Origin of the sequence: Salinicola lusitanus (genome assembly GCF_003206045.1) — a bacterium.
In the GTDB taxonomy this organism is placed as follows: domain Bacteria; phylum Pseudomonadota; class Gammaproteobacteria; order Pseudomonadales; family Halomonadaceae; genus Salinicola; species Salinicola lusitanus.
In genome coordinates this window covers 730,119-750,264 of record NZ_PZJM01000004.1, presented here as the reverse complement: position 1 = coordinate 750,264, position 20,146 = coordinate 730,119, and the positions used below count along the sequence as shown (strand labels likewise).

At 64.9% G+C, this 20,146-nt stretch carries 13 protein-coding genes; 10 read left to right on the top strand and 3 right to left on the bottom strand.

Annotated features, from left to right (window positions below):
- Positions 1-49: 49 nt before the first annotated feature.
- From DOM45_RS10760 to DOM45_RS10740, 6 genes are all read left to right on the top strand, one after another.
- Complete coding sequence (locus tag DOM45_RS10760) at positions 50-1,906, top strand: rhamnan synthesis F family protein (RefSeq protein WP_205909431.1); 1,857 nt, start codon at positions 50-52, stop codon at positions 1,904-1,906.
- A 170-nt stretch (positions 1,907-2,076) separates the two neighbouring features.
- Complete coding sequence (locus tag DOM45_RS20145; RefSeq protein WP_162302615.1) at positions 2,077-3,069, top strand: glycosyltransferase family protein; 993 nt, start codon at positions 2,077-2,079, stop codon at positions 3,067-3,069.
- 34 nt (positions 3,070-3,103) lie between these two features.
- Positions 3,104-4,948: a glycosyltransferase family 2 protein gene (locus tag DOM45_RS10755; RefSeq protein WP_162302614.1), complete on the top strand. Its 1,845-nt coding sequence runs from the start codon at positions 3,104-3,106 to the stop codon at positions 4,946-4,948.
- A gap of 11 nt (positions 4,949-4,959) precedes the next feature.
- Positions 4,960-7,275, top strand: a complete 2,316-nt coding sequence (locus tag DOM45_RS10750; protein WP_110600283.1) for a glycosyltransferase family 2 protein — start codon at positions 4,960-4,962, stop codon at positions 7,273-7,275.
- Between the two features lie 43 nt (positions 7,276-7,318).
- Entirely contained in the window at positions 7,319-8,347 is a 1,029-nt protein-coding gene (locus tag DOM45_RS10745; protein WP_232822351.1) for a glycosyltransferase family protein, read from the top strand.
- A gap of 73 nt (positions 8,348-8,420) precedes the next feature.
- Positions 8,421-9,371 (top strand): glycosyltransferase family 2 protein, encoded by a 951-nt coding sequence (locus DOM45_RS10740; RefSeq protein ID WP_157958401.1) that lies wholly within the window; start codon positions 8,421-8,423, stop codon positions 9,369-9,371.
- A gap of 210 nt (positions 9,372-9,581) precedes the next feature.
- Here the strand turns inward: DOM45_RS10740 and DOM45_RS10735 are convergent, their stop codons facing one another.
- The 3 genes from DOM45_RS10735 to DOM45_RS10725 form a co-directional block, all read right to left on the bottom strand.
- Complete coding sequence (locus DOM45_RS10735; RefSeq protein ID WP_157958400.1) at positions 9,582-10,832, bottom strand: capsular polysaccharide export protein, LipB/KpsS family; 1,251 nt, start codon at positions 10,830-10,832, stop codon at positions 9,582-9,584.
- Positions 10,833-11,076: 244 nt separating this feature from the next.
- Complete coding sequence (gene ligB, locus DOM45_RS10730) at positions 11,077-12,846, bottom strand: NAD-dependent DNA ligase LigB (protein ID WP_110600277.1); 1,770 nt, start codon at positions 12,844-12,846, stop codon at positions 11,077-11,079.
- A 209-nt stretch (positions 12,847-13,055) separates the two neighbouring features.
- A complete protein-coding gene (locus tag DOM45_RS10725) occupies positions 13,056-15,170 on the bottom strand; it encodes a carboxy terminal-processing peptidase (RefSeq protein ID WP_110600276.1) in 2,115 nt (704 codons plus the stop codon).
- Positions 15,171-15,303: 133 nt separating this feature from the next.
- Here DOM45_RS10725 and DOM45_RS10720 point away from each other — a divergent pair, with 133 nt between their 5' ends.
- The 4 genes from DOM45_RS10720 (at position 15,304) to DOM45_RS10705 (ending at position 20,137) form a co-directional block, all read left to right on the top strand.
- Complete coding sequence (locus DOM45_RS10720; protein ID WP_110600274.1) at positions 15,304-16,620, top strand: M18 family aminopeptidase; 1,317 nt, start codon at positions 15,304-15,306, stop codon at positions 16,618-16,620.
- A gap of 104 nt (positions 16,621-16,724) precedes the next feature.
- A complete protein-coding gene (locus tag DOM45_RS10715; protein WP_110600272.1) occupies positions 16,725-17,645 on the top strand; it encodes a LysR family transcriptional regulator in 921 nt (306 codons plus the stop codon).
- Positions 17,646-17,742: 97 nt separating this feature from the next.
- Positions 17,743-18,669: an N-carbamoyl-D-amino-acid hydrolase gene (locus DOM45_RS10710; RefSeq protein ID WP_110600270.1), complete on the top strand. Its 927-nt coding sequence runs from the start codon at positions 17,743-17,745 to the stop codon at positions 18,667-18,669.
- 61 nt (positions 18,670-18,730) lie between these two features.
- Positions 18,731-20,137, top strand: a complete 1,407-nt coding sequence (locus DOM45_RS10705) for an amidohydrolase family protein (RefSeq protein ID WP_157958399.1) — start codon at positions 18,731-18,733, stop codon at positions 20,135-20,137.
- The last annotated feature ends 9 nt before the right edge of the window (positions 20,138-20,146 follow it).

Genomic DNA, 20,146 nt, shown 5'->3' with positions numbered 1-20,146 from the left:
TACCGCCAACAAGGGCGGCGGTCATGCCGCAATGATGAGTCAGGCGTTCATGGACGGGCTGAATACGGGCCTGTTCGATCCCAAGTGGTATCAGGCCACCTACGGCCTGCGCTTCGCGACCCAGCGGGAGGCGTTCGACGACTACGTCCGCAAGTCGCGCTTTGCGCCGGTGAACCCGTCGCCGAAATTCGACAGCGAAACCTACCACCGGATGTACATCGACGTCTTCCATGCTCAGCAGAGCCCGCTGCAACACTACCTGTTGCACGGGAGGGGCGAGGGGCGGCAGCACGTGCCCGCGACGGTGCGGTGGTATCCCAGAGAGATCGTCGCGCCCCGCAAGACGCTGACGCCGGCCGCCGGCAAACTGAAGGTCGCGCTCTGCCTGCATGTCTTCTACGTCGACTTCCTGGACCGCTTCGCCAAGGCCATCGAGCGGTTCCCGGTGACCGTGGACGTCTACCTGACGCTGGCGGATGCCAGTTTCGAGACGCGGGCCCGGCAACTCTTCGGCGAGCATGCGCGGGTGAACAAGCTGGAGACGCGAATCGTCCCCAACCGCGGCCGGAACTTCGGCCCGGTGCTGGTGGAGTATGGCCAGGCCCTGCAGGAGTACGACCTCTTCTGCCATCTGCATTCGAAGAAGTCGCTCTACTCCGGCAAGGAGCAGACGCAGTGGGCGGAGTATCTGATCGAGTACCTGCTGCGCGACGTCTCCGTGGTGACCCGGCTGCTGAATGCGTTCGCCGCCGACGATTCGCTGGGGCTCTACTACCCGACCACATTCTGGATGATGCCTTCGTGGGTCAATCACCAGACCATGAACAAGGGCTTCATGCGCGAGTGGCAGGAGAAGCTCGGCCTCGGGCATATCCCCGAGTTCCTGAGCTATCCCGCCGGCGGCATGTTCTGGTCGCGCCCGCAGGCAATGCAGGGCGTTCTGGATCAGGCCTGGACCTACGAGGACTTCCCCGAGGAGCCGTTGCCCAACGACAACTCGATGCTGCATGCCCTCGAGCGCGTACTGGGGCCGTTGGCCGAGCACCACGGCTTTCGCCAGCTGTTCTTCTATCCGCCCACCGGCCAGTTCACCACCGACAATGGCTATATCACCGCGAGTTACCACGGCCGCCTGGAACAGCATATCGCCAGCATCCAGGCGCACGCCTGCATCAGCTTCGATGTCTTCGACACCCTCGTGCGTCGCGAGTACACGGTGCCGGACTACGCCAAGCTCAAGCTCGGCAAGGTGCTGGCCGAGCAGGGCTTCGTCCCGTCGGCGCAGGCCTTCGTCAAGCTGCGTAACGAGGCGGAGTCGACGCTTCGCCAGCGCGCCAACTTCAAGGGCGACGTCCGTATCGAGGCGGTCTACGACGAGCTGGCCGATCAACTGGACGTCTCTCCGGAGGTCGCCCAGGAGTGGATGGAGCTCGAGTACGAACTCGACCTGGAGATGATCCAGCCCAAGGACGAGATGGTCGAGCTGTTCAATCATCTCGCCGCGCAGGGGCACATCCTGTGGGTGATCTCCGACAGCTATTACAACCGCGAGCAGGTCGGGCTGATGCTGCGCAAGGCCGGCGTCGCGGCGGCTTACCGCCTGATGGTCTCCAGCGAGGAGCAGGCGCGCAAGGACAACGGTTCGATGTGGGTCAAGGTGAAACAGGACCTGCTCAACGAGGGCATCGATCGTCACCTGCATATCGGCGACAACGTGGTGGCGGACGCGCAGATGCCGGGCGACCTCGGGCTGACGACCTTCCATATCCTGCACCCCATGGACAAGTGGGCTGCGCTGGGATTCCCGGCGGTGCTGCACTGCGCGGATGGGCTGGACGAGGTGGAAATACTCAAGTGGGGGCGGCTGATCAACGAGGTGGGAAGAAACCCGTTCATCGGGGAGTGACGAGGCCCTCCGCCTCATCGTGGCGATCCGGGGCGCTTGCGACCTCGGTCGACACGACGCTGTCGACATCCGCCAGGCTCGGAAGTCGAGCCAGCTTACCGGCGCCGAGGCGATCCGCTACCGATCGCCAGCGCCATTCCAGCGATGTGCTTAGGGGTCGAGGGGGATGCGTGACGACCGATTTACAGCGCGCGAATATCCGCGCCACGTCGAACATCTGTTTTACCGCCCTGACGATGGTGCGTGGCGAGAGCGATATCGTCTGGTCTTCCTTGTTGCATCACGCGCGGCTGGGATTTCAGCGTCTTGTCGTCATCAGCTATCTGGAGCATGACTTCCTGCGTCAGTGCACCGACAGGCTCAGGACCGACTTCCCCGCGCTGGAAGTCGATCTCGTCGAGTTGGAGAGTCGCGGACATTTCGGCAGGCGCAAGGCGTTTTACGTCAATCGAGCGCTGTCGATGTTCATCGACCCCAAGCTGGACAATTACGTCTACTGCTTCGATGCCGACGAATTTCTGTCGCTGGGTGCCTACGGCTCGATCGGCGAATTCTATGCCGCATTCAGTGCCGGGTTGCAGCGAAGCGACGGGGCGGCAGGCGTGGGGGAGTGCTTCCAGCTGCCCTGGTTGAACCTGATCCCCAAACGCCGCCACTACCAGGAGCGGGACCTGAGCGGCCAGTTTCTCGAGGGCGATTACCTTTGCGTCGATACCCGGCACAACAGCCGGCACAAGGTGCTGTTCCGCAAGCGTCCCGGTACCCGGGTTCACATGGCTTACCACCAGGCCTTCGTGGGCGAGAAGGACGTGCCGGTGATGCCGGACCCCGAAACGCTGGCGTTCGTCGAGAAGAGCGGGGCCTGTGTCTATCACGTGCCGCTGCGGAGCCCGGGCCAGTTTCGCCACCGCCTGGAAGGGCCGCTGCGGCGCGTCATGACACAGGCCGAACAGGGAGCGTCCGCGGCTCACGCGGCGCTGTCCAGCGATGTCGCCGATGAGCTGTTCTCGGCCTGTACCGCCAGCCAGCCACGATTCAACAGTCTTGCCGAAGCCGCTGATGTCTTCGGTGAAGCCATTACCGATAGAAAGATTCGGGCCATCACTCGGTTCATTTACCGCCACCGAGTGGACGTCGGCCCGGTTCTGGGCTCCGCGAAATAGTCGCGGCGCTCGAGTTGACTGGGAATTTACGCCGATGATTTCACGCACTGCCAATCGACCCCGTTACCGGTACGCCATCGTCGCCATCGTCAAGAACGAGCGACCGTATCTTGCCGAGTGGATCGCCTATCACCGCCTGATCGGTTTCGAGCACTTCTATATTGCCGATCACGGCAGTACCGACGACTCCGATCTGCTGCTGGCGAAGTGGCAACGTCAGGGAGTGGTGACCGCACGCCGGTGGGAGCAAGAGGAGCGAGCACAGGTGCTGTGGTATCAGCATGTGCTCGAGCAGCACGGCCATGAGGCCACCTACCTGGCGTTTCTGGACGTCGACGAGTTCCTGGTCCATCCCCATTGCGATCGTCCGTTGGACTGGCTGGAGCCGACCCTGGCGCCCGAGGACGTCGGTGGCGTCGCGATCAACTGGCGGATATTCGGGTCGTCCGGCATGCGCTTTCGGCAGCCCGGTGGCGTGCTGGAGCGGTTCACCATGGCCAGCGAAAGCGAGCGGGTCGTCAATTGCCACGTCAAGTCGATCGTCAAGCCGTCGCGGGTGCTGTCGATGACCGCCCACACCGCGGAGCTGAAACCGGGCAGCCGTTATCTGGGCGCCGACGGACAGGCGGTGACTTTCCTGGACGGCAAGGCGAAGTCCGGGCGCACCGAACGGGTCATCGATACCCCGATGCGGGTCTACCACTACAACATCAAATCCCAGGAGGAGTTCGTCGATACCAAGATGACGCGGGGGCGGGCCAACATGGGGCCGATGCACTCCCGGGATCTGGAGTACTTCCACAAGCATGACATGAACGAGGTGAAGCTGGGGTTCTCGCCGGAGCTGTTGAGCCGGGTCGACGATGCCTGCCGCGAGCTGGCACCGGAGTTGGCCGCGCCCCCCCGGAAACCGTGTTTCTTCGTGCATATTCCCAAGACGGCGGGGACCAGCTTCCGACTCGGGGCCAAGGCCCATCTCGGCGAAGCGCAGGTCTGGCACGACTACGGCGAGACTCAGCGCGAGACGGCGCCGATGGTGGTGCGCTGGGCTTACGAACGTCGCGATTTGTGGCGACTCTGGCAGATCGTCTCCGCCCAGGACGTGAAACTGCTTGGCGGGCACGTCAAGTTGGAGAAGTACGCCCATCTGGCCGGCATGCGGCACTGTTTCTCGTTCGTGCGGGACCCCCTGCAGCGGCTGGCGTCGGAGTACCACCACTTCGTCCGTCATCACGGCTATCAGGATTCGTTTTCGGCGTTCTATCGACGCCACGACATGATCAATCGCCAGAGCCGGTTTCTCGAGGCGACTCGCCTCGAGGCGCTGGGGTTCATCGGGTTGACCGAACGCTACGCGGAGTCGCTGGCGATCCTCAACGACCTGTACGGCTGGCAGATACCGGGCATGGCCGAGAATCTGGGCCACGCCAGCGTCGATCACGTCTACGAGATCGATCCCGCCGACGAGAGCGCGCTGCGGACCTTGAACGCCGAGGATTTCCAGCTCTATCGCGACTGCGAGCGCCTGTTCGAGTCCCGCCTGGCGCTTTTCCGTCAGGGCCAGCCGTTCGTGCACGGTGCGATCCAGCAGTGCGTTGCCGACAAGGTGGTGGGTTGGGCCTGGTGGGCCACGGACGATAGTCCGGTCGAGATCGAGGTCTGGATCAACGACCGCAAGGTGGGGCGGACGCTGGCCAATGCGCTGCGGCCCGGCATGCTGCGCTGGGGCGCGCCACGTGGCGCCTACGTCGGTTTCCATCTGCCGATCGAAGCCGTGCACGGCGATATCGTCGACTGCCGCGTGACGCTGACCCAGCAGTCGCTGGGGCGGCATCGCGTGCATCGCACCGCCGCGCTTCAGCCCGTGCTGGAATCGTGAGGGATATCGTGATGCAGACCTCCTCGTCCCCCGTACCGGAAGTGCGATCCTGGATGATCTGGCGCGGCGTGAAGCGCTCCACCCGGTTCGTCTGTCGCCCCCGCTTGAAACCGCTCCACCAGCTGGAGCGGCTGACGCCGAACGGGGCCGACGAGAGCTCCTCCTTCGGCTGGCGGTCGATGGGCAACGACCCGCAGTTCGCCTGGCGACGCCGGATGCCCCTGCCAGGCTGGAACATGCTGGAGGTCGCGATCCGCCATGACCAGCCGAGCGGCTCGGTGCGGATGTACGTCGACACGGGCCAGGGCTTCAACGAGGCGGAAAGCTTCTATCTCGCCTTGAAGCCGGGACGCATCGCCAAGCGGCTCTGCTACATCGGTCCGGGCATTCGGGGAATTCGTTTCGATCCGCTGGAGACGGAGGGGTGTTTCTCCATCGACCACCTGCGACTGGTGTGGCTGACCCCCTGGTTTGCCTGCGACCGTCTTGCCCAGCGGCTGGCCAATCTGCATGGCCAGTGGCTCGAGACGCCCAAGGCCAATGTCCTCTCCCGGCTCAAGCGGCTCGCCAGGGAGCAGAACACGCCCTGGCGCGCGATGGCACTCAGGCAGTACGAGGAGACCTTCGTTCGCCTCTGCCCCCGCAAGAGCTACTCCGAGTGGTTGGCGCAGCAGCCGGTGGCCTCACAGGCGTGGCTCTCGAGCCGGCTGGCGGCGTTCGCCTATCGCCCCACGATCTCGATTCTGCTGCCAACCTACGATCCGACCCCGGAGGCTCTCGACCGCTGTATCGAATCGGTGCTGGCACAGCGCTATACCCAATGGCAGCTATGCATCGCCGACGATGCCTCCACCGATCGTCGCATCGTCGAGCGGCTGCGGCGCTACGCCGAGCAGGACTCCCGTATCGACGTGACGTTCCGTCCGGTCAATGGGCATATCTGCGCGGCGAGCAACAGTGCGCTGGCCCTGGCGCGGGGCGAGTATGTGGCGCTGCTGGACCATGACGATCAGCTGGTACCCGATGCGCTCTTCCGTGTCGTCGATGCGTTGCAGCAGCGGCCCCGCGCGGAGCTGCTGTACAGCGACGAAGACAAGATCGATGACCACGGGGAGCGGTTCGATCCACACTTCAAGCCAGCCTGGAACCCCGACCTGCTGCTCGGGCAGAACTACCTGTCGCACCTCGGGGTGTATCGAACGGAGAGAGTGAAGGCGGTCGGGGGCTTCCGCGAGGGTTACGAGGGGAGCCAGGATCACGACCTGGCCCTGCGCTTCACGGCCGGACTCGATTCGGATCGTATCGTCAGAATCCCGCACGTGCTCTACCACTGGCACGCCGGGCAGGGGTCGACGGCATCGGCCGCCGCGACCAAACGCTATACCGGCGAGGCTGGTCTCCACGCGGTTCAGGACCACCTGTCCCGACAGGTCCGGGGGGCGACTGCCGAACCCGGCCGTTTTCCCAATACCTATCGCGTGCGCTGGCCGCTTCCCGATCCGGCACCGCTGGTGAGCCTGCTCATCCCGACCCGGGATCGAGTGGAGATACTGCGGCCCTGCGTCGAAGCGCTGCTCGAGCGGACACGGTATCCCCGGCTCGAGGTGCTGATTCTCGACAATGGCTCGACCTGCCCGGAAACCTTGAACTTTCTGGGCGAGCTCGCCGAGCATCCCCGGGTTCGGGTGCTGCATTGGCCGCACCCCTTCAACTATTCGGCCATCAACAACTTCGGCGCCCGCCATGCGCGTGGGGAGCTGCTGGGGCTGATCAACAACGATGTCGAGCCGATCAACGAAGACTGGCTGGAGGAGATGGTCAGCCAGGCCTGCCGCGAGGAGATCGGCTGTGTTGGTGCCAAGCTCTACTATCCCAACGGCACGGTCCAGCACGCCGGCGTCGTGCTGGGTGTCGGCGGTGTCGCGGGGCATGCCCACAAGTTCTTCTCGCGCCACGAGCCCGGCTATTTCAGTCGACTCCATCTCGCCCAGAACTTTTCCGCCGTCACCGCAGCGTGCCTGGTGGTGCGCAAGTCGCTGTTCGAGGCCGTCGGCGGCCTGGACGAGGCCAACCTGGCGGTCGCGTTCAATGACGTGGATTTCTGCCTCAAGGTCGGCGAGGCGGGGTATCGCAATCTGTTTACACCGTTCGCCGAACTCTACCACCACGAATCGGTTTCCCGCGGGGCCGACGACACCCAGGCCAAACGGCTACGGGCGTCCCGGGAAGCGGAGTACATGCGTCGTCGCTGGCGCCACCGCCTGTTCGACGACCCGGCCTACCACCCCAACCTGACACTGACTTACGAAGACTTCTCGCTGCGATGAGTGCGCGAGGGGAACGCCAATCCAGCCTACGAGGGGACTGATCATGAGCTATCCGCGCTGGGTGGTTTTGAGTGATGGAACCTGCCCGACTGAAGATATCTACTTCCTGAAATCGGTGGCGCCGTGGCTGCAATCACGTGGCATCGAGGTCAAGCGCATCGACACCAGCTACTGGCGGTTGCCGGTCATGTGCATGCCCTGGCTGGTAGGCGAGTTGCGTAACGCTCACATTCTCGTCTGCCGCTCGCTCAACGCCGCCTGGATCTCGTGGCTGGAGGACAACCGTCATCGGCTGGCGACCATCCGCTATCTGATCGATGACGATATCTCGGCCGCTGCCCTCGACCCGCAGCTGCCCGAGACCTACCGGCGGCGGATGGCCCATGTCTCCTCGCACCTGCAGCCGCGTCTGCTGGCGATCGCCGACGAGGTGATCGCGTGCTGCGAGCCTTTGGCGAGACACTTCAGTCGCCGCCACGATTCCGTCTCGCTGCTGGCGCCTTCGCTGATCTCGCCGATGCCGACCCATGACCATTTTTCCATGTTGGCGCCACGGGTCGGATTTCACGGCTCCCGGGCGCATCTGGCCGATCTCGAGAACATCACGCCAGCGCTGGTCGACATTCACGAGCGCAACGCGGCGTTGACCTTCGAGATCATGCTGGGGGGGTACTCTCCGGTCTCGCTGCGCGGGCTGCAGCGCGTTCGCACGCCGAAGCCGCTGGGGTGGCGGGCATTCCAGCGCTATCGCGACCGCCAGCGCATGCACATCAGCCTCACGCCGATGCGTGACACCCCGTTCAACGCCGGCAAGACGTACATCAAGTTTCTGGACAACGCCGCCATGGGCAGCGTGGGGCTCTACAGCGCGCGCTCGCCGTACCGGGAAATCGTCTCCGACGGCGAGGACGGGCTGCTGGTGGAGGACACTCCCGAGGCCTGGCGCTCGGCGATGCAGCAGTTGATCGATGATCCGGCAACTGCCCGACTGATGGCACAAAACGCCGCTCGCAAGGCGCTCGATATCGGCAACCCGGAAAAGGCCCGGGCCTTCTGGTGGGTAAGGCGCTGAGCGGCAACCGTATTCCCAGTTCGTGTCGTCGTCATGGCGGCAAGCATTCTCAACAATGACAGGAAATCCCACCATGAAACTCGAGTTCACCGCTATCACAATGGTCAGGGGAGAGGAGGACGTCGTCTTCGCTTCGTTCCTGCACCACCTGCGACTGGGATTCGACCGGCTCGTCGTGCTGAGTCATATCGAGCACGACTTCCTTCGGGAGTGCGTTGCCGAATTGCGGGATCGCTATCCGGAGAAGGAGATCGCATTCGTCGAGATCGAGGACGAGCAGGGCTTTTCTAAGCGCAAGGCCGATTACATCAATGGGGCACTGGAGCTCTACCTGAAGAAGGATTGCTACAATATCGTCTACGGCTTCGATGCCGATGAGTTCCTGACCTTCAAGAAGGGGCTCACGATCAAGGATTTCTACGCCGCCTTCGCCCAACGCTTCCCGGGGGAGGAGAACCTCAAGCGTTTCTACTTCCGGTTGCCCTGGATCAACGTGATCTGCAAGGAGAGCATCGAGTACCAGCAGGACCTCGAGGGCCAGCTACTGGAAGCGGAGTACTGGTCGCTGGGCGAGCAGGCCTCCGACACCAAGGCGCTGTTCATCTACCGCCAGTCCCACCGGCTGCACATGGGCTACCACTGGCTCATGGCCAAGCAGGATGGCGCCGTCCTGGAACCCGAGGCGGAGATCATGGATTTTGCCCGGGAGTGGGAAGCGTGCATCTACCATCTGCCGTTACGCAGCGTCGAGCAGTTCTTCGCCCGGATCGGCAATTACGTCTCCAGCGCCGCCAAGCAGGAAAAGCACAACCGCTTGAGTCAGTTCTTCATCGACAACCCGCACATCAACCGCCAGCACTTCTTCGAGATGTGCATCGCGCCGGAGCCGAGCTACCCCAGCTACGAGGCGCTCAAGCAGGAGATGGGGCCGGCAATCGAGGAGATGGTGTTGATGGCGTTCACCAAGCTGATGGTGAAACCCCGGATCGACATAGGCCGGGCACTGTCGCCGGCGAGCCACTGAGGACGCGGATCGAGACGAGAGACGCGGGCGTACAAGCAGTGAATGCTAGCGGCCGGGTGGCGATCACCTGGCCGCTTGCCGTATGGCATCACGGGTTGGCTCAAGAAGGCGTGTGACGCCGACGTGGGCTACGTCCTACGTCCGGGCGATCGCCTGGCGGTGCGTCCTACGGGAGCCTGGGGTTGGGCCGGAAGGCATGGACACGAGGGGTCAGGAGGCGACCGGCAGGCGAGAGTCCCAGAGCAGGCGTTCGATGGGCGAGACGTTGGCCGTCAAGTGCGAGACGGCGTTGACGACGGCGAGATCGATGCCTGGCTGGCTGTAGAAGTCGCCGTTGATCTGGGTGGCATGAATGACCGTGCGGGCGAAGCTCCGGAATAGCCGGCGATCCGGGCCGATCGGATGGCACCAGAAATCGTCCAGCGAGCTGGGAGCGGTGAGACCGGGCATGCGGTAGATGGCGTTGCCCAGCGCCAGGGTCGGGCATTCGCCCTCCAACGACATCAAGCCCTCGTTGCCATTGATCGTGACCAGGCCCGAGGCATGCTCGATCAGGGCTGGCAGATCCCCCGGAGGCATCAGCACCAACCGCTCGCCAAGTCCGGTCTTCGCCGTCAGGTCCCGCAGGTGCCGCGTATAGGCTGCGTCGACGTGGCACGCGGGGTCGACGATGGCCAGGCGGGTGTGGCCCGGGGCGAACCGGGAAAAGGATTCGACCACCTGGGTCAAGGCCGCCCGCCGGTCGGTGTAGGGTGAATGGAGCCGGATTCGGGGATCGGCAGCGGGCTGGGTGGGGAACAGGTAGTAGGGCTTCCCGCTGGAGATCAGCGCGTGCTGCAGGCGGTCGGCGCGACGTCGCTGCAGAGCGACGAGTCCTGCGATCGCCGAGCGGTAGCGGATTCCCGCCGGGAACCCGGCCTGACCGTGGCCATGTCGAAACAGAAGCGGCGTGGCGAGATCCGCCATGCGGTAGCCCAGTTCCCGGACGGCGGCCGTGGCGAAGGCCGCTTCGAACGGCCTCGGGGGCAGCTGGCGGGGAAGGGTCGGGCCGATCATGTGATACCACTCGGGATCTCGGGGCAGCAGCGAGTGGCCATCGATGCCTTCACGCTCCAGGGTGATCCAGTGGGGCTGGAAGTAGCCCGGCGCCAGGATGTGACTGCGGATGCCGCGCCGGCGTGCGGCGCGGACGACTTCCCGGTGGGCCGTTCGACTGTCGTCGAAGGCCACCTGGTCGGTGATGCCGTGGCGCTGCCAGAGATCGGTGACGAATGCCGCCAGCATTGGCCAAGGATCCCGAAAGGTCTCGACGTGAGAACCTTGCCAGGCTGCCTGGTCGCCGAGCGTGAAATTGACCTTGACGACCTTGTGCCCGTCGTCGGTTAACCGCTCTCCGAGCTGGCTGAAGAACGGGGAGCGGGGGCCTTGCAGGAATAGAAAAGCTCGCCTTGCGGGGAACATCGTCTCGACCCCTCTCTGCAGGTAGGCATCGTCGGCGAGGAGCGCCGCGACGCAAGCGGGCCACCGGTGGTCTTTCCCGGGAGGCGTGATCGACGGAGACCATCGCCAGGCTTGGCCAGCCGACGGGGCCGGCGAGGCGGAGGATGGCACTCCAGTCGCGCTACCGGGCATGGGTAGGCTCGAGCTGACTGTAACGCGGCACGGCCGGCCTGCCATGACGCGTTTTGGTGAATCTGACGGTGGTTTAAATCGTCTTGGGGGGATGAGGCTCGTCAGTCTCGCTGCCCTGGGGCGGCGAGGCATCCAGCGAGGGCAGGGTGGTGAGCAGTTCGTCGATGGTGGCGTTGTGGAAGAAGCGGGCCAGCTGTTCGCCTCGGGCCGGGCCAATGCCGGGGAATGCCTGCCAGGCGGTGGCGGAACGCGCCCGCAGGACCGGCAGTGGTGCCGCGAGCGCGGCCTGACGCGCGGCCTTGGGCACCGGCGGCATGCCCAGGGCCACCAGCCAGTGCCACCGGCCCCTGGCTTCCGCGGCCTGGAAGGCCTCGATCCACTGCCGGGCCCTTGCCTCTCCGACCCCGGGCAGCGACTGCAGTCGAGCGATATCCAGCGACCGCCAGGAGAGCAGGCCGTCGATCAGTCCGGCGTCCACCAGGGCGCTCCAGGTGGCGGGTCCGACACCGGCCATGTCCAATCCCTGCTTGCCGCCGAGCCAGTCCAGGCGCGCGAGGAACTGTTCGCGGCAGCCCACCGATGGCGCGAGACAGGAGAGGGCGTCGTAGCGTGTCTCGTCCGGCAGCGTCAAGTCGGCGCGAGGCGTGGCGGGAATAACGACTCGCTCGATTCGGGGAATGGTGGCGCCGGCGAGGGCGACCTCCACCTCGTCGCCGGGACGAACGTCCAGCGCTTCCCAGTGGGACAGCGATCCCAGGCTTACCGAGCCGATCTCGCGGTCGTCGAGCAGCACCGGCTCCAGCCGGGCGACCGGCGTCAGGCGCCCGGTGCGGCCCACCGAGACGTCGATCGCCTCGACCACGGCGAGCGTCCTCGCCGCCGGGTATTTCCAGGCGATGGACCAACGGGGCGGCTCCGCCCGCCAGGCAGGGCCGGGCGGTCGCTCGGGGCGCTTGATGACGACGCCATCGGAAGCGAAGGGCAGCGCGGCGTGGTACCAGTGGTCACGCCAGTGCGCCACCTGCGAGAGCCGGCTGACCGGTCGGGTATAGCTGGCCGTGTCGGGAAAGCCGAGCTGCGCCAGCCGCTGGAGGCGCTCTCCACCGGCTCGGGGGCCATCCGGCCAGGCCCAGGCAAAGAAGCCGATCTCCCGGGCCTCCGACGCGGTCAACTCGCGCCGGTTCAGTAGCCCCGCGACACGGGAACGCGCCGAAGCGCCGCCATCCCGAGCTTGCACGTGATCGGTCAGACGCAGGTAGAGTTCGCCCTGCAGCGTCACCGGGTCCTCGGTCGCCAGCGCCGCCGGGATGCTTTCGATTCGCCGGACCGCAGCGGTCCAGTCCTGTCCCTTGTCTCCATCGCCCCGGCTGATGGCGCGCTGGAGGCGGCCCTTTCGATAGACCAGGGTCACGGCGACGCCGTCGATCTTGGGCTGGATCCAGAGGGGGCGATCCGGTTGTCGGGAGAGCCACTCGCCGACGGACCGGCGGTCGGGGAGCTTGTCGAGCCCGGTCTGGGCGAAAGGATGCTCGAGTTCGTCCCGAGCCGAGTCGGGCGTGGACTGGGACGGTGCCGGGGCATCGGGTTCCAGGCAGCGACGCCATCGTCGCCAGCGCCGCTTGGCCTCGTCGTAGACACCGTCATCGACCAGGCGCTCGCCACGCTGGTAGTAGGCCTCGTCCCACGCCTGAAGTTGGCGGGTCAGTGCGCCGTAGCTCTGCTGCCGTGATGCCGGGTCCGTGCCTGGCGGGCACGCTGCGCCGGCGTCGGCCCCCTGGGAATGGGAGGCTCCGGCCACGCACAGCCAGGCCAGGATCACGCACCGGATTGCTCTCGCCTTCATGTCGTCGCTCCCGGCTCTTTGAATCCTTCAACGACCATGCGGCGACTTTCTTGACCCGCGAGAGGGTAGGAACAACCGTCGGGGCGAGACTCGACGAAACAGCCCCGCGACACGAACCGACTTCAGCGAGTGGGTTCCTGTCGCGGGGCTGCGTCGTACGGGGCACAAGGTTGGGCGTGCCGGCCCCGGATCGGGCCGGCAACTGGCATTCAACTCTTGGCGTTCAGCTTCACGTAGTCCAGCAGGATCTGGGACGTTTCCTGCAGTTCGGCGCGGTCGATGGGCTTGGCGTCGTCCGAATCGGGAATCCCCTCTTCACCGCTACCCTCTTCCTCGCTGTCCTTGGCGTCGGCGCCGTCCTGCTCCGAGCCATCGCTCTGGCCCCTGGCATCGGTCCAGTCGTCGAGCGGCTCCAGGCCCAGCGAGCGCCGCCGCTGGTTCTCCAGCGCCAGTTGCTCGGTTTCCTGAGCATCCATTTCGCGCTGGCGCTGTTCCTTGTTGAGGCTGATGCTGGTCTGCTGCTCGCGTAGTCGCTTGCTCAGCTGGGCCTGCTTTTCCAGATAGACGAAATCGGGGTCATTGGCGATACGCTGCTCGTGACGGTCCTGCAGCGCCTCGAGATAGCGCCACGGCTCGCCATAGAGACGGTATTGCACCGGTCGCACCCGATCCCAGGGCAGGGCGTTGTCGAGGGCGCTTTCGCCGATCTGATCCGGGTCGATCAGGCTCGGGTAGATGATGTCCGGTTCGACGCCGCGGTGCTGGGTGCTCTCGCCCGAGATGCGATAGAACTTGGCCCGGGTCAGCTTGAGCTGACCATGACTGAGGTCGGTGAGCGTCTGCACCGTGCCCTTGCCAAAGGTCCGGCTGCCGATCACCAGGCCACGACCGTAATCCTGGATCGCGCCGGCGAAGATCTCGGAGGCCGAGGCGGAGAGTCGGTTGACCAGCACGGCGAGGGGGCCGTCATAGGCGACGCCGGCATCGGTATCGCCATAGAGGTTGATTCGCCCACGGGCGTCGCGTACCTGGACGGTCGGGCCGCGATCGATGAACAGCCCGATCATCGAGTTGGCCTCCTGCAGGGCGCCACCGCCGTCGTTGCGCAGGTCGAGAACGATGCCTTCGACCTGTTGGGCCTTGAGCTTGTCGATCTCCTTGGCCACGTCGCGGGTGGTGCTGCGGTAGTCGGACTCGCCGGCCTGCCAGGCATCGAAGTCGACGTAGAAGGCCGGCACGGTGATGATCCCGATCTTGTGGGTCTTGCCGTCGCGCTGGATCTCCTCGACCCGGCTGTGGGCGGCCTGATCCTCGAGCTTGACCGTGTCCCGGGTGATCCTGACGGTGTGGGTCCGGGTCACGTCGACGGCCTTGGCGGGAATGATCTCCAGCCTTACCGTCGAGCCTTTCGGCCCGCGAATCAGGTCGACCACTTCATCGAGGCGCATGCCGACGACGTTGACCATGTCGCCGTCCTCGTTCTGACCCACCGCGACGATACGATCCGCCGGCTGCAGGACGCCGGCCTTGTCCGCCGGGCCGCCGGGTACCAGGCTCGACACCTTGACGTACTCGCCATCGCTCTGCAACAGCGCGCCGATCCCCTCCAGCGAGAGCCGCATCTGGATATCGAAGGACTCGCTCTGCTGGGGCGAGAAGTACTCGGTATGCGGATCCACCGTGCCGGTCACCGCCGACATCAGCAACACCAGCACGTCCTCGGCATTGGTCTGGCGTACCCGGTTGAGCTGGTTGGCATAGCGATCGTGGAGTGTCTTCTGGATCTCTTGCGGCGTCTGGTCGCTCAGCGACAGCGTCAGCGCCGCATTCTCCAGCCGCTTGCTCCAGAGATCGTCCAGCGCGCTTTCACTGCCTGCCCAGGGATAGTCCTTGCGATCCAGCGCCAGCCGCTCGTCACTGGTGTAGTCGTAGTCGATGCCACGGTCGACCTTGTCCACCAGCCACTGGAGTCGTGCTTCCACACGATCCTGATAGCGTGAATAGAATGCATAGACGCGATCCAGGTCGCCCGACTTGACGGCGTCATCCAGGGATGTGTCCAGGTCGTTGAAATTATCGACATCCCGCTGCAGGAAGTAGGCGCGCTGGTCGTCCAGCACGTCGAGCAGACGCTGGAAGGCGCGTTTCGACCACTCGTCGTCGAGGTCGACGCCCGAGTAGGAGCCGTACTGCAGAGACTCGGCGACTTCGCTCGCCGCCTGGCGCTGATCGTCGGTTGGGGTGGGACCGGCCAGCGCCGTGACGCTCCATGCCAGCAGTAGCAAACACATGGCCGCGTGCCGAGCGGCGACAGTCAGGGTCATCAATGAAGCACTCCCGGTTTCCTGTACACTCTCTATTCCCTAGAAGACCACCGGATCCATGAATCTTTTTCAGGTCCGGGATCTATTGTAGCAGTCAGTCCGCATGACTACAGACCGACATCCGAGGAAACCCATGTCAGACCACGCCGCCGACAAGGCTCTCGAAGACCGCTTGATCGATTTTCTCCAGCGTTCTCCCTCACCCTGGCACGCCACCGCGAATCTCGTGACCAGGCTGGAGGCGGCAGGATATCGGCCGCTCAAGGAAACTGACAGCTGGAAATTGTCAGCCGGCGAAAAATATTACGTGACGCGCAACGATAGTGCCTTGATCGCGTTTCAGCTACCGGCGTCGTCTCTCGAGACCCTGCGTATGGTGGGTGCCCACACCGATAGTCCGGCCTTGCGTCTGAAACCGCAACCGGCGATCGTCAACAAGGGGTGGTTGCAACTGGGTGTCCAGGTCTACGGCGGCGCGTTGCTGGCGCCCTGGTTCGACCGTGACCTGGGGCTTGCCGGGCGGGTGCATGTTCGTCGTGCCGACGGGAAGCTCCAGGCGGTGCTGCTCAACGTGAGAGAGCCGATCGCGATCATACCCAGCCTGGCGATTCACATGGATCGCGAAGCCAACAACGGCCGGCCCCTCAATGCGCAGACGCAGATGGCACCGCTGCTGATGCAGGGCGGCGACGCGCCCGACCTCGATCGCCTGCTGAAACGGTGGATCGAGCGCGAACACGGCCTCGAGGTGGCGGACATCGTCGATTTCGAGCTGGGGTTCTATGACGTTCAGCCGCCCTCACGGGTCGGCGTCGGCGGCGAGATGCTTGCCAGCGCGAGACTGGACAACCTGCTCTCCTGCTTCATCGGCATCGAGGCGCTGTTGGCTTCCGATGGCCGACAGGGCGCGCTGTTCGTCGCCAACGACCATGAAGAGGTCGGCAGTGCCAGCGCCTGCGGAGCCCAGGGACCCTTCCTGGCCGACGTGCTGCGCCGACTCAACGCGGCGCTGGGCGAGGCGGGCGACGAGGGCTTCGTCAGGCTGATCCAGCGTTCGCTGATGATCTCCTGCGACAACGCCCATGCCGTGCATCCCAACTTCGCCGACAAGCACGATGCCAACCACGGCCCGGCGCTCAACGCCGGCCCGGTGATCAAGGTCAATGCCAGCCAGCGCTACGCGACCAACAGCACGACGGCAGCGCTGTTCCATGACATGTGCCGGGAAGCGGACGTGCCCGTGCAGCAGTTCGTGACCCGTGCCGACATGGGGTGCGGCAGCACCATCGGCCCGATCACCGCCACCGAGCTAGGTGTGCCGACCATCGACGTGGGGGTGCCGCAGTTCGGCATGCATTCGATCCGCGAGACGGCCGGTACCCGCGACCCGGCGTATCTGATCCGCGCGCTGACGGTATTCTTCAATCGCGATTCGCTCTCGATCGAGTGATATCCGGATAGGGCGGCTCATGTCAGCGTGGCGCGCTTCAGGGGAGCGTGGTCGAGGTGACCGTCGGCACGAGGCCGCGCCTGACCATCGGGAGGAGGGAGAGCATGGCGCTGAATCTGCGGCAGATCGAGGTTTTCCGGGCAATCATGACCACCGGCAGCATCAGTGGCGCGTCACGCGTCCTGATGATTTCCCAGCCGGCCGTGAGCCGGATGCTCTCCCACACCGAGCAGCGCATCGGCTTTCCGCTGTTCGAGCGTATCAAGGGGCGGCTCTACCCGTCGCCGGAAGCGCGTCGGCTGTTCCGCGACGTGGAGAACGTCTACCGAGACGTCCAGCGGGTCAACAATACGCTGCATGACCTGACCCAGCGGCGCCACGGGGTGGTGCGTATCGCCGCCAGTTCGAGTCTCGGTCATCAGATCGTGCCTTGGGCGATCACCAGCTTCCGGGAAGAGCATGATGTCCGGGTCAGTCTGGATTGCCAGCGGCATACCCAGCTGCGCGACCAACTGCTCGACCGTCAGGCCGATCTGGGCATCTCGCTGTTTCCGGTGAATCATCCCAACCTGGAGGCCAACCCGCTGCACCGCGCAGGCATGGTCTGCGTCTGTCCGATCGACCATCCGCTGGCGGCGCGCGACACGGTCTCGCTGCCCGAACTCCGCCAATACGACCTGATCGGTTACGGCGCGGAAACTCCTTTCGGCCAGCATATCCGTGCCGCTTTCGAGGCGGCCGGCGAGCCATGGCGGCCGGCCACCGAGGTCGACTCTCCGCACTACGCCTGCGCCATGGCGGACGCCGGTGCCGGTATCGCCCTGATCGATGAGTTTACCTGGCACGGCTGGCGCAGCCGGCACCTGACGGCCGTTCCCCTGCCGGTCGAGCAGCGCCTGGTGGTGAGTCTGGCCTATCCGCGGACCGAACCGCTGTCGCAACTGGCTCGTCTCTTCATCACCCACCTCGAAGCGGCGTTCGTCCGTTTCAGCGCCGCTGTCGAAGGCCCGGCTTCCCGGACTTAATCAAAAGTTATGGGCTGGCGATGAATCGGTATACGACATCATCGCCCGGAATCCAGACACTGAGCCGACCAACAAGACATCAGCAGGTGGATCGGCAATGCGTGAATGGGTAATCGGCGCGGCTCAGATGGGAGCCATTCAGAAGCGCGACACGCGTGAAGCGGTAGTGGCGAGAATGATCGCGCTGCTGGATCGGGCCGCGGCCAGCGGGTGCGATCTGGTGGTCTTTCCGGAACTGGCCCTCACGACATTCTTCCCGCGCTGGTACATGGAGGATCAGGCCGAGGTCGATACCTGGTTCGAGCGCGAGATGCCGAACGCCGCCACGCAGCCGCTGTTCGACCGCGCTCGAGAGCACCGCATCGCCATCTCGTTCGGCTATGCCGAGCTGACGCCGGAAGGGCGCCATTTCAATACTTCCATCGTGACCGACCGTGAGGGCGAGATCGTCGGCAAGTATCGCAAGGTACATTTGCCGGGGCATGTCGAGTACGACACCGGGCGGGATTTCCAGCATCTCGAGAAGCGCTATTTCGAACCCGGTGACCTGGGCTTCGACACCTTCGACAACGAAGGCACGCTGATGGGCATGTGCATCTGCAACGATCGCCGCTGGCCGGAAACCTGGCGCGTCATGGGATTGCAGGGGGTCGAGCTGGTGATGCTGGGCTACAACACGCCGTCGGTGAACTCCCAGAACCGGGGCGAGGGGCTGGAGCAGCGCCTCTATCACTCCGAGCTCTCCGTCACGGCGGGGGCCTATCAGAACGCGACCTGGGCGGTGGCCGTGGCCAAGGCGGGGGTCGAGGATGGGTTTCCGCTGATGGGTGGCTCGATCATCGTCGACCCCGACGGATTCGTCGTCGCCCGGGCGCAGACCGAGGAAGACGAGCTGATCACGGCGACCTGCGACATGGAACGCTGCCAGTTCGGCAAGACAACCATCTTCGATTTCGCGCGTCATCGTCGCATCGAACACTATGGGCGCATTACCTCGCAGACAGGTGTCGAGCGCCAGCAATAGTCGCCGCGGAGAAGGTCGCTATGTCGAGCATGACAGTCACGCTGATCGCCGAGGTGTGGAGATGACGACAGGTTATGACACCCTGCTGCGCAACGGCACCGTCGTCGACCCCGCCAACGGGGTGCACGAGATCCGGGACATTGCCCTGCGCGATGGAAAGATCGTCGAGGTGGCGCCGACCATCGCCGGCGGGGCAAGACGCGAGCACGATCTGACGGGATTGCTGGTCATGCCGGGTATCGTCGACATGCACGTGCATCTCTCGCCCTTTCTGGGTGGAGGCTGCGGCCATCGCATGCTGGCACTGGCGGGCGTGACCACGGCGCTGGATATGGCCGGGCCCATTGAGGGTGTCGTCGATCTGGCGGCGCGTCACGGTTGCGGGCTGAGCATCGCCTGCGTCAACTATCTGCGTCCGGGACATACCATCGCCTCCGCCGACCCCGGCCGGGGCGATATCGATGAGGCTCTGAATCACGCCCTGCGCCAGGGCGCAATCGGGCTGAAGCTGTTGGGTGGGCACTATCCGTTGACCGCCGACGCGACGGCGCAGGCCATCGCAGCGGCTGCGGGGCAGGGGGCTTACGCGGCCTTTCATGCCGGCACGCAATCGGCCGGCTCCAATATCGAGGGCATGCGGGAGGCGTGCGAACTGAGCGCCGGACATCCGCTTCACCTGGCGCATATCAACAGTTACTGCCGCGGTCAGATCCATGATGCCGTCGCCGAGGGCGAAGAGGCGTTGCGGCTGCTGGCGGCCCATCCGCATATCCGTTCGGAATCCTATCTTGCGCCGTTCAATGGTGTCAGCGGCGAGTGTATCGACGGCGTTCCCGGCAGCCGGCTGGCCGCCTTCGGACTCGAACGTGGTGGATATCCGGCCACCACCGAGGGGATGGCCGAGGCGATTCTGGCCGGCTGGGCGCTGGTCAATCTGGAGCGCGACGGCGTCATCGAACTGGTGGGCGGGTCAGCGGGGCTGGCCGCCTGGCGAGCCTGCGAGTCGCTCATCGGTATCAGTTTTCGGGCCAACCCTCCCGAGCCGCGCCTGCGGCTGGTGACGGCCACGCGGCCCGATGGCCGCTTCGCGGTGGATGCCCTCGCCACCGACGGCGGTGGCATCCCGCGCAACGACATCGTGGCACGCGGCCTCGCGCTGGTGCATCTCGATGCCTTGAGCCTGGATGGCTTCGTGCGCAAGGCGAGTCTACATCCGGCACGAATCCTCGGACTGCGCGACAAGGGGCATCTGGGGGTGGGTGCCGATGCGGATATCAGCGTGCTCGACCTCGAACGCCGTCGTCCGGTGTTGACCTATGCCCACGGGCAACGACTGCTCGACGGCGAGGAGGTGGTCGGCCGCGGTGGCCGCCTGATCACGACGCCCATGGGCGAGGCGGCGGTGCGTGCCGCCGGCCTGGACGCGTTGATCGTTCAGCCGGGAACGATGCTGCAAACCCCTCAATGACAAGACGCT

What these genes read in the sequence shown, in the direction of transcription:
- DOM45_RS10745 (WP_232822351.1), top strand. Translation starts at nt 7,319, where the DNA reads ATGAGCTATCCGCGCTGGGTGGTTTTGAGTGATGGAACCTGCCCGACT.
- DOM45_RS10720 (WP_110600274.1), top strand. Translation starts at nt 15,304, where the DNA reads ATGTCAGACCACGCCGCCGACAAGGCTCTCGAAGACCGCTTGATCGAT.
- DOM45_RS10725 (WP_110600276.1), bottom strand. Translation starts at nt 15,170, where the DNA reads ATGACCCTGACTGTCGCCGCTCGGCACGCGGCCATGTGTTTGCTACTG.
- DOM45_RS10760 (WP_205909431.1), top strand. Translation starts at nt 50, where the DNA reads ATGGACGGGCTGAATACGGGCCTGTTCGATCCCAAGTGGTATCAGGCC.
- ligB (WP_110600277.1), bottom strand. Translation starts at nt 12,846, where the DNA reads ATGAAGGCGAGAGCAATCCGGTGCGTGATCCTGGCCTGGCTGTGCGTG.
- DOM45_RS10740 (WP_157958401.1), top strand. Translation starts at nt 8,421, where the DNA reads ATGAAACTCGAGTTCACCGCTATCACAATGGTCAGGGGAGAGGAGGAC.
- DOM45_RS10735 (WP_157958400.1), bottom strand. Translation starts at nt 10,832, where the DNA reads ATGTTCCCCGCAAGGCGAGCTTTTCTATTCCTGCAAGGCCCCCGCTCC.
- DOM45_RS10715 (WP_110600272.1), top strand. Translation starts at nt 16,725, where the DNA reads ATGGCGCTGAATCTGCGGCAGATCGAGGTTTTCCGGGCAATCATGACC.
- DOM45_RS10705 (WP_157958399.1), top strand. Translation starts at nt 18,731, where the DNA reads ATGACGACAGGTTATGACACCCTGCTGCGCAACGGCACCGTCGTCGAC.
- DOM45_RS10710 (WP_110600270.1), top strand. Translation starts at nt 17,743, where the DNA reads ATGCGTGAATGGGTAATCGGCGCGGCTCAGATGGGAGCCATTCAGAAG.
- DOM45_RS10755 (WP_162302614.1), top strand. Translation starts at nt 3,104, where the DNA reads ATGATTTCACGCACTGCCAATCGACCCCGTTACCGGTACGCCATCGTC.
- DOM45_RS10750 (WP_110600283.1), top strand. Translation starts at nt 4,960, where the DNA reads ATGCAGACCTCCTCGTCCCCCGTACCGGAAGTGCGATCCTGGATGATC.